Consider the following 13,739-nt stretch of genomic DNA (forward strand, 5'->3'; position numbering starts at 1 on the left):
CTTCGGCGCCAAAATCCTCAGCGACAACTTGCACGCCCTATGCTGCCTTAGCGCCGCGCAGGAACATGAGATTGACTCGGACCGTCGTATCAACCGAACCTTCGCCATCACGGCTCTCAAACCTGTCCTGTCAGCGGCGCTGCTCGGCTTGCGCTGGGCCAAGGCTGCCCTGAATGAGACCTTGGCTTTGATCGCAACACGTGCCCATCGCGTGCGACCGGATCGCAACAAACCTCGTCCGCCTCGCCCAAAGCCTCATCGACATGCTGCTTATAAGGCTTGTTGATGCTTACAGTAACTTGGGTGGATTGGGGAGTTGGTGGGGTAGGGTGTTTATTCTGATAGTGCCTTGCGGCTGGCATCAGGTGGATATCAAATATCCACCTGATGCCGGCCCGCAGGGAAAAAATCACCCCAAATCCCCCGGCGTATCAATATCCCGAAACGCTCCCTCATCCTCAGTCAATATCCGCGTCACCGGCTTCCCCTGAAGAAATCCCCGCGCCCCTTCATCCCCATCGAGCTTCAGCAGGTCGTCCCGCCAGGCAGCACCGAAGCCCACGGGATGCCCGCGCTGGCCATTGCGCCATGGCGCGGCAATCGTTTCAGGGGTGGTGATCGTCAGCGCCACCGCCCGTACCAGTTCCATCGGCAGCCAGGGCATGTCAGCAAGCGCAACCACCCATCCCCGCGCATCAGGCGTCGCCGCCACCGCCGCGCGCAGCGCGGCGCCCATGCCCTGCTCGGCGTCGGCCGATTCGAGCACGCGGCACCCCCCGCGCCTGAGTTCTTCCGCCAATGCCGGATTTCCCGGCCGAATCACCGCAACCGAATCCGGCAACGCCGCCGCCAACGTACGCGCACTGCGCCAGGCGACAGTGCGCCCGCCGGGCAACACTTCAAGCAACTTGTTCCGCTTGCCGGCAGCATCAAACCGCCGGCCAAAACCCGCCGCCAGCAAAATCCCGGTAGGCAGGTCGGTGCGAAGCAAGGGAGCATTGGGAGCGGCAGTCATGGCGGGCACTCGGCTATCACGCGTCAGGTCGACGGACCAGGGGAAACATCGCAGCTGCTGCCGGTGCTGGCAGCCATCTCGCGCGCGGCCTTGGCGCCTTCCACCTGCAGGATGTCCGGCAGCGACACATGGTTCTTGGCCGCAACCACTTCGGCCAGAATCGAGATGGCGATTTCCGGCGGCGTACGGCTGCCAATATAGATGCCAACCGGCCCATGCAGCCGCGCCAGCTGCAACTCGGTCAGATCGAATTCCTTCAGCCGCTCGCGCCGCGCCTGGTTGTTGCGGCGCGAACCCAGCGCGCCCACATAGAAGGCGCTGGTGCGCAGCGCTTCCATCAGCGCCAGGTCATCCAGCTTGGGATCGTGCGTCAGCGCAATCACCGCGCAGCGCTCGTCCAGCTTCATGTCCATCACGGTGTCGTCCGGCATGGTGCGCACCATGGTCACGCCGGGGATGTCCCAGGTTTCCGTGTATTCCTCGCGCGGATCGCACACGGTGACCTGAAAGCCCAGCCCGACTGCGATCTGGCACAGGTACTTGGACAACTGCCCCGCGCCGATCACCAGCATGCGGTAGCGCGGGCCGTGGATGGTCAGCAGCGTCTTGCCGTCGAAGACCAGCCCGTCGGTGGCACTGGCCGGCCCCAGCGTGGCCACACCCGTAGCCATGTCGAGCGTGCGCGCGACCAGCCGGCCGTTTTCCATGGCATCGAGCAATTCGGCGATGCCGCTGGACGGCTTGAGCGGCTCGGCGACCAGTTCGATGGTGCCGCCGCAGGGCAGCCCGAACCGGTGGGCTTCCTCGGCGCTGATGCCGTACTTGATGGCCTCGGGCTGGTCCGACGTGATGCCTTGCCGGCGCACGCGGTCGATGATGTCGTCTTCGATGCAGCCGCCCGAGACCGAGCCGACCACCAGGCCATCATCACGCACCGCCAGCATCGCGCCCTCGGGGCGGGGCGACGAGCCCCAGGTGCGCACTACCGTGACCAGCAGCACGCGATGGCCCTGTTGCTGCCAGTGCACGCTGTTCTTCAGGACTTCGAGATCCACGCTGTCCATGATCGTTTCCGCTTCGGTTCCTCTGTCTGTTCATTCTCGCCGGCGGCTGCGGCGGGGGCGCCCTCGGCCGCTGGCGTTTCTTGTGTGGTGTCCGGTGTGACCGCCTCGGTGAAGCGCGCAAAGAAGGTATCCGCCAGCTTGCGCGCTGCGGCGTCCACCAGCCGCGAGCCGATCTGTGCGATCTTGCCTCCCACATGGGCGTCGACGGTGTACGTCAGCACGGTCTCGTCGCCGTCAGGCTCCAGCTTCACGCGGGCAGTACCCTTGCCGAATCCGGCCGCGCCACCCTGGCCGTCGAAGCGGATGGTGTAGCTGTCCGGGGCCTGGATGTCTTCCAGCGCCATGCGGCCCTTGAAGCGCGCCTTGACCGGGCCTACCGCGGCCATCATGGCCACCTGGTAGGCATTGTCGCCGTCGGGCTCGATACTCTCACATCCGGGGATGCATTGCTTGAGCAGCGCGGTGTCGTTGAGCGCTTCCCATGCCACCTGCTGGGGAATCGGCAGGCGCTGGCTCTGGTTCATTTCCATGGCGGGGCTTCCTTTCTTGGTGGGTTGGTGGCGCCGGCCCGCGCGGGGCCGCCCTGGTCGGACAGCAGGGATTCGAGCGCCAGCAGGCTATCCAGGTTGTGCGCCGGACGCAGCGCGTCGACATGCGGCAGGATCGCCTGCACGCCGCGCGCCTGCGGCGTGAATCCAGGGTAGCGCAGCAGCGGGTTGAGCCAGACGATGCGGTGCGCAAAGCGGCGCAAGCGAGCCATTTCGTCGCCGAGCAGGTCGATATGCTCGTGGTCGAGCCCGTCGGTAACCAGCAGCACGGTGGCGCGCCCGGACAGTGTGCGGCGCGCCCAGTGGCGGTTGAAGCTCGCCAGCGCGGCGCCGATGCGGGTGCCGCCGGCCCAGTCGCGCACCTGGGCGGTGATCACGGCGACGGCTTCGTCGGGGTCGCGTTCGCGCAGCGAGCGGGTGATGTTGGTCAGCCGGGTGCCGAACAGGAACACCGACAGCCGCTCGCGCGACTGCATCAGCGCATGGCAGAAGTACAGCACCGCGCGCGAGTACTGGCTCATCGAGCCGGATATGTCGAGCAGCAGCACCAACGGCGGCTTGCGCTCGGCGTGCTTGCGGAATTTCCAGCGCAGCCATTCTCCGTGCTGGCGCACCGCCAGCCGCGCGCTGGCGCGCAGGTCGGCGTGCGTGCCGCAGGTGGCGGCGCGCAGCCGGCGCGTGCGCTGCAGTGCAAGGCGCGTGCGCCGGGTGCGTACCAGGTGCTGCAGCGCACGCCATTCCTGCGCGGTCAGGGTTTCGAAGTCGCGCTGCGCCAGGCGTTCCTGGTCGGAGAAGGTCAGCGGCACGTGGATGCGTTCCGCCTCGGTCTGCGCCGGGCGTGATGGCATTTCCGGCCGGCGCGCGGCCAGCGCATCGGCAAGGCGGTTGCTGCGCCTGGGCGGCGGCGCCCCCGCGTCGACGCGCGGCAGCAGCAGCGCGCGCAGCTTGCCTTCCCAGTCGGGGTCGCGCCAGAACAGGTCGAAGGCGGCGTCGAACAGCGGCCGCTGGTCGGGGCCGGACAGCACCAGTGCCGCCAGCGCGGCGCGCACGTCGTCGCGCCGGCCGATGTCGACCAGGCGCAGCGCGGTCAGTGCATCGACAGCGTGTGCCGGCGACAGGGCGAAGCCGCCGTCGCGCAGCAGCCGCATGAAGTGGGTGACGTTGCGCGCCAGCAGCGGCAGTCCTGCTTGCGGACCGCCGCTGCGCGCCGCGGGGTGCAGCACGGGCACGGTTCAGCCTCCCGGCGCGGCGCCCGCCAGCAGTTCCGCCACGGTGGGGCCGTCGACGCGCGCCAGGTCGTCCTGGTACTTGAGCAGCACGCCCAGCGTGTCGCGCACCGATTGCGGGTCGAGCTCGGTCACGCCCAGCGCCGCCAGCGCGCGGCACCAGTCGATGGCTTCGGCGATGCCGGGCGCCTTGAACAGGTCGATGCCGCGCAGCCGGTGCACGAAGTCGATCGCCTGCGCCTGCAGCGCCGCGGCGGCCTCGGGTGCGCGCGCGGCGACGATCTGCAGTTCGCGGTCGCGCTCCGGATAGCCCACCCACTGGTACAGGCAACGGCGCTTGAGCGCGTCATGGACCTCGCGCGTGCGGTTGGAGGTGATCACGATCAGCGGCGGCCGCTCGGCGCGGATCACGCCGATTTCGGGAATCGAAACCTGGAATTCGGACAGCACCTCAAGCAGGAAGGCCTCGAACGGTTCGTCGGCGCGGTCGATCTCGTCGATCAGCAGCACGCGCGGCACGCCCGGTGCGGCGGGATCGGGCAGCAGCGACTCCAGCAGCGGGCGCTTGAGCAGGTAGTCGTCGTGGTACAGCGATTGCGCCTCGGGCCGCTCGCCACGGGCTTCGGCCAGGCGCAGCGCCATGATCTGGCGGGGGTAGTCCCATTCATACAGCGCGCTGGCGGCGTCGAGTCCTTCATAGCACTGCAGCCGCAGCAGCCGCGTGCCGAGCACGCCTGCCATCGCCTGCGCCAGCGCGGTCTTGCCGACGCCGGGCTCGCCTTCGAGGAACAGCGGGCGCTGCATGCGCAGGGCAAGGTAGAGCACCGTGGCGGTTTCGCGGTCGGCGAAGTATTGCTGGCGTTCGAGTAGGGCGAGGGTGTCGTCGATGGAGGTGGGGAGCATGGGGCGATCTATATTGCCGACGCGTCTCGCACGCCAGCGGTTTGCTCCCCTCTCCCGCCTGCGGGAGAGGGGAGACCACAACGGGAGCGGCGAAGCGCCACTAGCCTTTCCCGGCCGCTTCCACCGCCCTGGCCGCCAGCACCGGAATCAGATGCGCCCGGTACTCCGCCGACGCATGCAGGTCGGTATTCAGCTGCCCCGCATCGACCTTCACCCCACGCGCCGCCTGCGCGCTGAAGTTGGCGGAAAGCGCCTGCTCCAGCGGCTGGCACCGGAACACGCTGTCGGCAGCCCCGGTGACCGCCACGCGCACCGTACTCCCGAAGCGCGCCACCATCACCCCCACCAGCGCAAACCGCGACGCCGGATTGTGGAATTTCACATACGCCGCCTGGTCGGGAATCGGAAAGCGCACCGCGGTAATCAGCTCATCCGGCTCCAGCGCGGTCTCATACAGCCCCTTGAAAAAGTCATCCGCCGCGATGCTGCGCCGGTCCGTGACCACGGTGGCGCCCAGCCCCAGCACCGCCGCCGGATAGCAGGCCGCCGGATCATCATTCGCCAGCGCGCCGCCGATGGTTCCCATCGCGCGCACCTGCCTGTCGCCGATGCCGCCGGCCAGCGCCGCCAGCGCCGGGATGCGCTGGCGCACCTCGGCGTTCTCGGCCACGTCGGCATGGCGCGCGGCGGCGCCGATGACGATCTCTTTGCCATCGACGCGAATCTCGGCCATGCCGGGGATGCGCGCCACGTCGACCAGCGTCGAAGGCGATGCCAGCCGCAGCTTCATCGCCGCCAGCAGGCTCTGGCCGCCGGCAAGGAACTTGGCATCGGGATCGGCCTTGAGCCTGGCCACCGCCGCCTTGGCATCCGCGGCGCGTTCAAAGTTGAATGCGTACATGTCGGTTTCCTTTGCGGTGCGGGTCAGGGGCGCGCGGCCTGGATCGCCTGCCATACGCGATGCGGCGTGGCGGGCATCTGCACATCCTTCACGCCCAGCGGCGACAGCGCGTCGATCAGGGCGTTGATAAACGCCGGCGGCGAGCCGATCGCGCCGGCCTCGCCGCAGCCCTTCACGCCCAGCGGGTTGTGCGTGCACGGTGTGCCGCTGGCGGTCTCGACGGTGAAGTCGGGCAGGTCGCCCGCGCGCGGCATGGCGTAGTCCATGTACGAGCCGGTCAGCAACTGGCCGCTGTCGTCGTACACGCACTGCTCCAGCATGGCCTGGCCCAGCCCCTGGCCGATGCCGCCATGCACCTGGCCTTCGACGATCATCGGGTTGATGATGTTGCCGAAGTCATCCACCGCGGTGAACTTGACCACCTGCGACTCGCCCGTGTCGGGATCGACTTCGACCTCGCATACATAGGCGCCGGACGGGTAGGTGAAGTTGGTCGGGTCGTAGAACGCGTTTTCGTTCAGGCCCGGTTCCAGCTTGTCGAGCGGGTAGTTGTGCGGCACGTAGGCGCTCAGCGCGACCTCGCCGAAGGTCTTGGTCCGGTCCGTGCCCGCCACGCGGAACACGCCGTTGCTGAACTCGATGTCGTTGTCCGACGCCTCCAGCAGGTGCGCGGCGATCTTCTTGGCCTTGGCCTCGATCTTGTCGAGCGCCTTGACGATGGCCGAGCCGCCCACCGCCAGCGAGCGCGAGCCGTAGGTGCCCATGCCGAACGGCACGCGCCCGGTGTCGCCGTGCACGATCTCGACCTGGTCGAGCTGCAGCCCCAGGCGGTCGGCCACCACTTGCGCGAAGGTGGTCTCGTGCCCCTGGCCGTGGCTGTGCGAGCCGGTGAAGACCGTCACCGTGCCGGTCGGATGCACGCGGATCTCGCCGACTTCGAACAGCCCCGCGCGTGCGCCGAGTGCTCCGGCGATGTTGGAAGGTGCGAGACCGCACGCTTCGATGTAGCAGGAATAGCCGAGGCCACGCAGCTTGCCGCGCTGCTTCGCTTCATCGCGCCGTGCCGGGAATCCCTTGACGTCGGCCAGTTCCTGCGCGCGCGCCAGGCAGGGCTCGTAGTCGCCGGTATCGTAGGTCAGCCCCACCGGGGTGGCATACGGGAACTGCCGGATGAAGTTCTTGCGGCGCAGTTCGGCCGGATCCGTCTTCAGCTCGTGCGCGGCGGTTTCGACCAGCCTTTCGACCACGAAGGTCGCTTCGGGCCGTCCCGCGCCGCGGTAGGCATCGACCGGCGCGGTGTTGGTGAACACCGCCTTGACCTCCGCATAGATCGCCGGCGTGGAGTACTGGCCGGCCAGCAGCGTCGCGTACAGGATGGTCGGCACGCTGCTGGCGAAGGTCGACAGGTACGCGCCCATGTTGGCGACCGTATGCACGCGCATCGCCAGGAACTTGCCGTCGGCATCGAGCGCCAGCTCGGCCTTGGTCACGTGGTCGCGGCCGTGCGCGTCGGTCAGGAAGGACTCGCTACGGTCGGCGGTCCACTTGACCGGGCGGCCGACCTTCTTCGATGCCCACGTCAGCGCCACGTCTTCCGGATACAGGAAGATCTTGGAACCGAAGCCGCCGCCCACGTCGGGCGCGATGATGCGCAGCCGCGATTCCGGCAGCCCCAGCACGAACGCGCCCATCAGCAGGCGTTCGACGTGCGGGTTCTGGTTGGCAACGTAGACGGTGTAGCTGTCGTCCTGGCGCGTATAGCTGGCGTTGACCGCGCGCGGCTCGATCGCGTTGGGGATGAGCCGGTTGTTGACGATCTCCAGCGTGGTCACGTGCGCGGCCTTGGCAAAGGCGGCGTCGGTGGCGGCCTTGTCGCCGTGGCCCCAGGTGTAGCACGTGTTGGCCGGCACGTCGTCGTGCACCAGCGTCGAAGCCGACGCCGCATCCGCGGCGCGGACCACGGCGGGCAGCTCTTCGTAGTCGACGTCGATCTTCTCGGCTGCGTCGCGTGCCTGCAGCAGCGTCTCGGCGATCACCAGCGCCACCTGGTCGCCCACGTGGCGCACCTTGCCCTGGGCAATGACCGGATGCGGCGGCTCTTTCATCGGCGAGCCGTCGATGCTGTGGATCAGCCAGCCGCAGGGCAGGCCGCCGACCTTGTCGGCGGCGAGGTCGTCGCCGGTCAGAACGGCGATCACGCCGGGCGCGTTCAGCGCCTCGGTCTTGTCGATCGAACGGATGCGCGCATGCGCATACGGCGAGCGCAGGAAATACGCGTAGCTCTGCTGCGGCAGCACGATGTCGTCGGTGTACTGGCCGTTGCCCGTCAGGTAGCGGTAGTCTTCCTTGCGCTTGACCGGTGCGCCCACCAGGCGCCCGGGGGTGTCGTGTGTGTCGGGTGCGTTCATGGCGTCTCCCCTTATTCCGCGCTGGCGGCCGTGCCCTGCATGGCCGCCTGGCCCTGCTGCACCGCACGCACGATGTTGTGGTAGCCGGTGCAGCGGCACAGGTTGCCTTCCAGGTGCGCGCGGATGGTGGCGGCGTCGGCGCCGGGATGTTCCCGGACCAGCGCGGTCGCGCTCATCACCATGCCCGGCGTGCAGAAGCCGCATTGCAGCCCGTGGCATTCGCGGAAGGCTTCCTGCATCGGGTGCAGGCCATTGCCAGGCTTGTCGCCTGCCAGCCCTTCGATGGTGGTCACGGTGGCGCCGTCCGCCTGCAGCGCCAGGATGTTGCACGACTTGACCGCCCTGCCATCCATATGGACCGTGCAGGCGCCGCACTGCGCGGTGTCGCAGCCAACGTGCGTGCCGGTCAGGCGCAGCTGTTCGCGCAGGAACTGGACCAGAAGGGTGTTGGGTTCTACCTGCGCGTCAACGGGCTTGCCGTTGACCGTCAGGCGGATCGGAATCGCCATGCTTGTCTCCATGTGGGGTGGACGCGCATGACCAATTCCCAGATCCCGAAAGCAACTGCGCGGGACTGGCCACGACGCGGTACTGCCGCTTGGTATTGCCGCTCAGGACGGCTATAGGACGGCTAATTCGTGATATTGGTGCTGCTGCTGCAACTGCTCCAGGTGCGCCAGCGAACGCTGGGGCCGGCGCATTGGCACGGCCGGCGAACGTTTGGCCGCGACAGGCTCTAACAGTTAATCACAAATCCCTGACAGGTGCCATGAGGTTTGCCCGCGCCCCAACCGGGGTAGGGCGCCTCGCTTCGGACTGACCGGGCCGCTGCTAGAATGGCCCGGCCCTCCTGCCTGCCCCGACATGGAAGCCTTCTTCGACTGGCTGTTTCAAACCGTCGCCTTGCCCAAGGTGGGCCTGCCCGCGATCTTCGTGGTCAGCCTGGTGTCGGCCACGCTGCTGCCGCTGGGCTCGGAGCCGGCCGTGTTCGGCTACGTCAAGCTCAATCCCGAGATGTTCTGGCCGGCGATCCTGGTGGCCACCGCCGGCAATACCGTGGGCGGCGCGATCGACTGGTGGCTGGGCTATGCGGCCAAGCTGGCGCTGGTGCGCTACCACCTGCGGCGCCGGGCGCGCGAGCACGAGCTGGAGCATGAACAGCACCGCGAGCACGCACGCAAGCCGCCCAAGCCCAAGCTCGACGCCAGGTATTTCCGCTGGATGCGCCGGCTGGGTCCGCCCACGCTGCTGCTCTCGTGGTTGCCGGGCATCGGTGATCCATTGTGCACGCTGGCCGGCTGGCTGCGGCTGTCGTTCTGGCCGAGCCTGGCCTGGATGGCGATTGGCAAGTTCCTGCGCTACCTGGCGATGACGGCCAGCTTGCTATGGATCCCGGACAGTTTTTGGCAGAACATTGCGCAAACGGTCAAGTCTTTCTTCTGATAAAAGTGCGCTATAGACCTTGTTTTGGGTGATGTCATCGCCGCCGGGTCACGCCTAATCCCTTGTTCCGACAAGGATTCCGCTTTGTTGCGGTGCGGCGAAACCGGGCCTTGCAGTACAATCGCACTTTAATGAACGATTCGCGCACTGTCCCCGTGCGCAGCAGGAAGCGGTCCCCTCCATGAACGCCCCACTCGTGCTCGACGCCAAGCTCGCCGCGCAGGACGCCCCGCCGCGCCTGCGTGAAATTCCTTATAACTACACGTCCTTCTCGGACCGCGAGATTGTCATCCGGCTGCTGGGCGAGGAAGCCTGGCGCATCCTGGACGAGTTGCGCAGCGAGCGCCGCACCGGCCGCTCCGCGCGCATGCTGTACGAGGTGCTGGGCGATATCTGGGTGGTTCGCCGCAATCCCTACCTGCAGGACGACCTGCTGGAAAATCCCAAGCGCCGCCAGATGCTGGTCAGCGCGCTGCACCACCGCCTGAACGAGATCGAGAAGCGCCGCGCCGCCGACCGTGCCGAGCACGCCGAGCCCGCCGCCGAGGACCGTTCGCACCGCGTGGAGCAGCTGGTCGCCTTCGCCAAGCAGGCGATCGAGGACTTCAAGAACGAATTCGCCGCCGCCTACGACCTGCGCAAGCGCGCGCAGCGCGTGCTGGGCCGCGTTACGCAGAAGGACAACATCAAGTTCGATGGCCTGTCGCGCGTGTCGCACGTGACCGACGCCACCGACTGGCGGGTGGAATATCCGTTCGTGGTGCTGACCCCGGATACCGAGGAAGAGATCGCCGGCTTGGTCAAGGGCTGCTTCGAACTCGGCCTGACCATCATCCCGCGCGGGGGCGGCACCGGCTATACCGGCGGCGCCGTGCCGCTGACGCCGATGAGCGCGGTGATCAATACCGAGAAGCTGGAGCAGCTGGGGCCGGTCGAGCAGACCGACCTGCCGGGCGTGTCACACAAGGTCGCGACCATCTTCTCCGGCGCCGGCGTGGTGACGCGCCGCGTCGCCGATGCAGCCGACAAGGCTGGCCTGGTGTTCGCGGTCGACCCGACTTCGATCGACGCTTCGTGCATCGGCGGCAACGTGGCCATGAACGCCGGCGGCAAGAAGGCCGTGCTGTGGGGCACCGCGCTCGACAACCTGGCCTGGTGGCGCATGGTGGACCCGGAAGGCAACTGGCTGGAAGTCAGCCGGATGGACCACAACCTGGGCAAGATCCACGACGTGCCGGTGGCCACCTTCGAGCTGAAATGGTCGGACGGCAACCGCGCCCCGGGCGAGAAGGTGCTGCGCACCGAGACGCTCGCCATCGAAGGCCGCAAGTTCCGCAAGGAAGGCCTGGGCAAGGACGTCACCGACAAGTTCCTGGCCGGGCTGCCCGGCGTGCAGAAGGAAGGCTGCGACGGCATCATCACCAGCGCGCGCTGGATCCTGCACCGCATGCCGAAGTTCATCCGCACCGTGTGCCTGGAGTTCTTCGGCCAGGCGCGCGACGCCATCCCCAGCATCGTCGAGATCAAGGACTTCCTCGATGCGGAGACCAAAAAGCCCGGCGGCGCCATCCTCGCCGGCCTGGAGCACCTGGACGAGCGCTACCTGCGCGCGGTCGGCTATGCCACCAAGAGCAAGCGCAACGCCTTCCCGAAGATGGTGCTGATCGGCGATATCGTCGGCGACGATGAAGACGCCGTGGCGCGCGCCACCTCGGAAGTGATCCGCATGGCCAACGGCAAGAGCGGCGAAGGCTTTATCGCCGTCAGCCCCGAGGCCCGCAAGAAGTTCTGGCTCGACCGTTCGCGCACCGCCGCGATCGCGAAGCACACCAACGCCTTCAAGATCAATGAAGACGTGGTGATCCCGCTGAACCGCATGGGCGAGTACACCGACGGCATCGAGCGCATCAATATCGAGCTGTCGATCAAGAGCAAGCTGCAGCTGGTCGATGCGCTGGAAGCGTTCTTCGCGCGCGGCAACCTGCCGCTGGGCCGCAGCGACGACGCCAACGAAATCCCCAGCGCCGAGCTGCTGGAAGACCGCGTGCAGCACGCGCTGACGCTGCTGCGCGAGATCCGCGCGCGCTGGCGCTATCTGCAAGACCACCTCGACACGCCGCTGGCGCAGGCCAAGGCCTCGCTGATCGGGCACGGGCTGGGCCTGCTGGGCCAGGAATTCGAAGCGCGGCTGCACCTGCAGCCGGACGCCAGCGTGTTCCACCTGCTGCAGGATCGCACCATCCGCGTGTCGTGGAAGAACGAGATCCGCGCCGAGCTGCGCAAGATCTTCAACGGCGGCGAGTTCAAGCCGATCCTGGACGAAGCCCAGAAGATCCACAAGCAGGTGCTGCGCGGCCGCGTCTTCGTGGCGCTGCACATGCACGCCGGCGACGGCAACGTGCACACCAACATCCCGGTCAACTCCGACGACTACGACATGCTGCAGGACGCGCACCGCGCGGTGGCCCGCATCATGGACCTGGCGCGTTCGCTGGACGGCGTGATCTCGGGCGAGCACGGCATCGGCATCACCAAGCTTGAGTTCCTGACCGAGGAAGAGATCGGCGACTTCCGCGCCTACAAGCAGAAGGTCGACCCGCAGGGCCGCTTCAACAAGGGCAAGCTGCTGCCGGGCGCCGACCTGCGCAATGCCTACACGCCGTCGTTCGGCCTGATGGGGCATGAGTCGCTGATCATGCAGCAGAGCGACATCGGCGCCATTGCCGAAAGCGTCAAGGATTGCCTGCGCTGCGGCAAGTGCAAGCCGGTGTGCGCCACGCACGTGCCGCGCGCCAACCTGCTGTACAGCCCGCGCAACAAGATCCTGGCGACCTCGCTGCTGGTCGAGGCCTTCCTGTACGAAGAGCAGACCCGCCGCGGCATCTCGGTCAAGCACTGGGACGAGTTCTCCGACGTGGCCGACCACTGCACCGTTTGCCACAAGTGCGTGACGCCGTGCCCGGTCAAGATCGACTTCGGCGACGTGTCGATGAACATGCGCAACCTGCTGCGCAAGATGGGGCAGAAGAAGTTCAACCCCGGCACCGCGGCGTCGATGTTCTTCCTCAATGCGACCAACCCCGAGACCATCAACCTGACCCGCAAGGTCATGATCGACTGGGGCTACAAGGCGCAGCGCCTGGGCAACGAGGTGCTGAAGAAGCTGGCGAAGAAGCAGACCGCGCACCCGCCCGCGACCGTGGGCAAGCCGCCGGTGCGCGAGCAGGTGATCCACTTCATCAACAAGAAGATGCCGGGCAACCTGCCCAAGAAGACCGCGCGCGCGCTGCTCGACATCGAAGACAACGAGATCGTGCCGATCATCCGCGACCCGAAGGCGACCACGCCGGAATCGGAAGCGGTGTTCTACTTCCCGGGCTGCGGCTCGGAGCGGCTGTTCTCGCAAGTGGGGCTGGCCACGCAGGCGATGCTGTGGCACGTCGGCGTGCAGACCGTGCTGCCGCCGGGCTACCTGTGCTGCGGCTATCCGCAGCGCGGCAGCGGCCAGTACGACAAGGCCGAGAAGATCGTCACCGACAACCGCGTGCTGTTCCACCGCGTGGCCAACACGCTGAACTACCTCGACATCAAGACCGTGGTGGTCAGCTGCGGCACCTGCTACGACCAGCTCGCCGGGTACGAATTCGAGAAGATCTTCCCCGGCTGCCGCATCATCGACATCCACGAGTACCTGCTCGAGAAGGGCGTCAAGCTGGAGGGCGTGACCGGTACGCGCTACATGTACCACGACCCCTGCCACACGCCGATCAAGACCATGGATCCGACCAGGCTGGTCAACGACCTGATGGGCGGCAACCCCGGGCTGGGCAAGATCGAGAAGAACGAGCGCTGCTGCGGCGAGTCGGGCACGCTGGCGGTGACGCGTCCTGACATTTCGACGCAGGTCCGCTTCCGCAAGGAAGAGGAAATGACCAGGGGCGCCGACAAGCTGCGTGCCGACGGTTTCACCGGTGACGTCAAGATCCTGACCAGCTGCCCGTCGTGCCTGCAGGGCCTGTCGCGCTACAAGGAAGATGCGTCGGTGCAGGCGGATTACATCGTGATCGAGATGGCGAAGCACCTGCTGGGCGAGAACTGGATGCCTGAGTACGTGGCGAAGGCCAACGCGGGTGGCATCGAGCGGGTGCTGGTGTAAGACCCGCTGACTCTTCCTGCTGGTTTGCTCCCCTCTCCCCCAACCCCTCTCCCGCAGGCGGGAGAGGGGAGACAA

The 13,739-nt window shown here is 67.1% G+C and carries 10 protein-coding genes and 1 pseudogene; 3 read left to right on the top strand and 8 right to left on the bottom strand.

The window, feature by feature from the left end; translation table 11 throughout:
* Window positions 1-286: pseudogene (locus K309_RS43040) on the top strand (IS4 family transposase); the annotation flags it as partial.
* A 123-nt stretch (window positions 287-409) separates the two neighbouring features.
* On the opposite strand, the gene K309_RS0122400 reads toward K309_RS43040, so the two are convergent.
* The 8 genes from K309_RS0122400 to K309_RS0122435 form a co-directional block, all read right to left on the bottom strand.
* Complete coding sequence (locus tag K309_RS0122400; protein ID WP_029048505.1) at window positions 410-1,015, bottom strand: nucleotidyltransferase family protein; 606 nt, start codon at window positions 1,013-1,015, stop codon at window positions 410-412.
* 23 nt (window positions 1,016-1,038) lie between these two features.
* Entirely contained in the window at window positions 1,039-2,079 is a 1,041-nt protein-coding gene (locus K309_RS0122405; protein ID WP_029048506.1) for an XdhC family protein, read from the bottom strand.
* Window positions 2,052-2,609 (bottom strand): SRPBCC family protein, encoded by a 558-nt coding sequence (locus K309_RS0122410; RefSeq protein WP_029048507.1) that lies wholly within the window; start codon window positions 2,607-2,609, stop codon window positions 2,052-2,054. The genes K309_RS0122405 and K309_RS0122410 overlap by 28 nt, the downstream gene beginning before the upstream one ends.
* Window positions 2,600-3,856 (bottom strand): vWA domain-containing protein, encoded by a 1,257-nt coding sequence (locus K309_RS0122415; protein ID WP_369796485.1) that lies wholly within the window; start codon window positions 3,854-3,856, stop codon window positions 2,600-2,602. Before K309_RS0122415 ends, K309_RS0122410 begins: the two co-directional genes overlap by 10 nt.
* 3 nt (window positions 3,857-3,859) lie before the next feature.
* Window positions 3,860-4,756, bottom strand: a complete 897-nt coding sequence (locus tag K309_RS0122420) for an AAA family ATPase (RefSeq protein ID WP_029048509.1) — start codon at window positions 4,754-4,756, stop codon at window positions 3,860-3,862.
* 100 nt (window positions 4,757-4,856) lie between these two features.
* The gene (locus K309_RS0122425) at window positions 4,857-5,657 is read right to left on the bottom strand and encodes an FAD binding domain-containing protein (RefSeq protein WP_029048510.1); all 801 of its coding nucleotides are present in this window, start codon (window positions 5,655-5,657) and stop codon (window positions 4,857-4,859) included.
* Window positions 5,658-5,680: 23 nt separating this feature from the next.
* The gene (locus K309_RS0122430; RefSeq protein ID WP_029048511.1) at window positions 5,681-8,065 is read right to left on the bottom strand and encodes a xanthine dehydrogenase family protein molybdopterin-binding subunit; all 2,385 of its coding nucleotides are present in this window, start codon (window positions 8,063-8,065) and stop codon (window positions 5,681-5,683) included.
* Between the two features lie 11 nt (window positions 8,066-8,076).
* Window positions 8,077-8,574 (bottom strand): (2Fe-2S)-binding protein, encoded by a 498-nt coding sequence (locus tag K309_RS0122435; protein WP_029048512.1) that lies wholly within the window; start codon window positions 8,572-8,574, stop codon window positions 8,077-8,079.
* 355 nt (window positions 8,575-8,929) lie between these two features.
* Here K309_RS0122435 and K309_RS0122440 point away from each other — a divergent pair, with 355 nt between their 5' ends.
* Together K309_RS0122440 and K309_RS0122445 are read left to right on the top strand one after the other, a co-directional pair.
* Window positions 8,930-9,508, top strand: coding sequence for a YqaA family protein (locus K309_RS0122440; RefSeq protein WP_029048513.1), 579 nt, complete (start codon window positions 8,930-8,932; stop codon window positions 9,506-9,508).
* A gap of 181 nt (window positions 9,509-9,689) precedes the next feature.
* Window positions 9,690-13,664: a DUF3683 domain-containing protein gene (locus K309_RS0122445; protein ID WP_029048514.1), complete on the top strand. Its 3,975-nt coding sequence runs from the start codon at window positions 9,690-9,692 to the stop codon at window positions 13,662-13,664.
* Window positions 13,665-13,739 lie beyond the last annotated feature (75 nt).

This window comes from Cupriavidus phytohabitans (assembly GCF_000426345.1).
In the GTDB taxonomy this organism is placed as follows: domain Bacteria; phylum Pseudomonadota; class Gammaproteobacteria; order Burkholderiales; family Burkholderiaceae; genus Cupriavidus.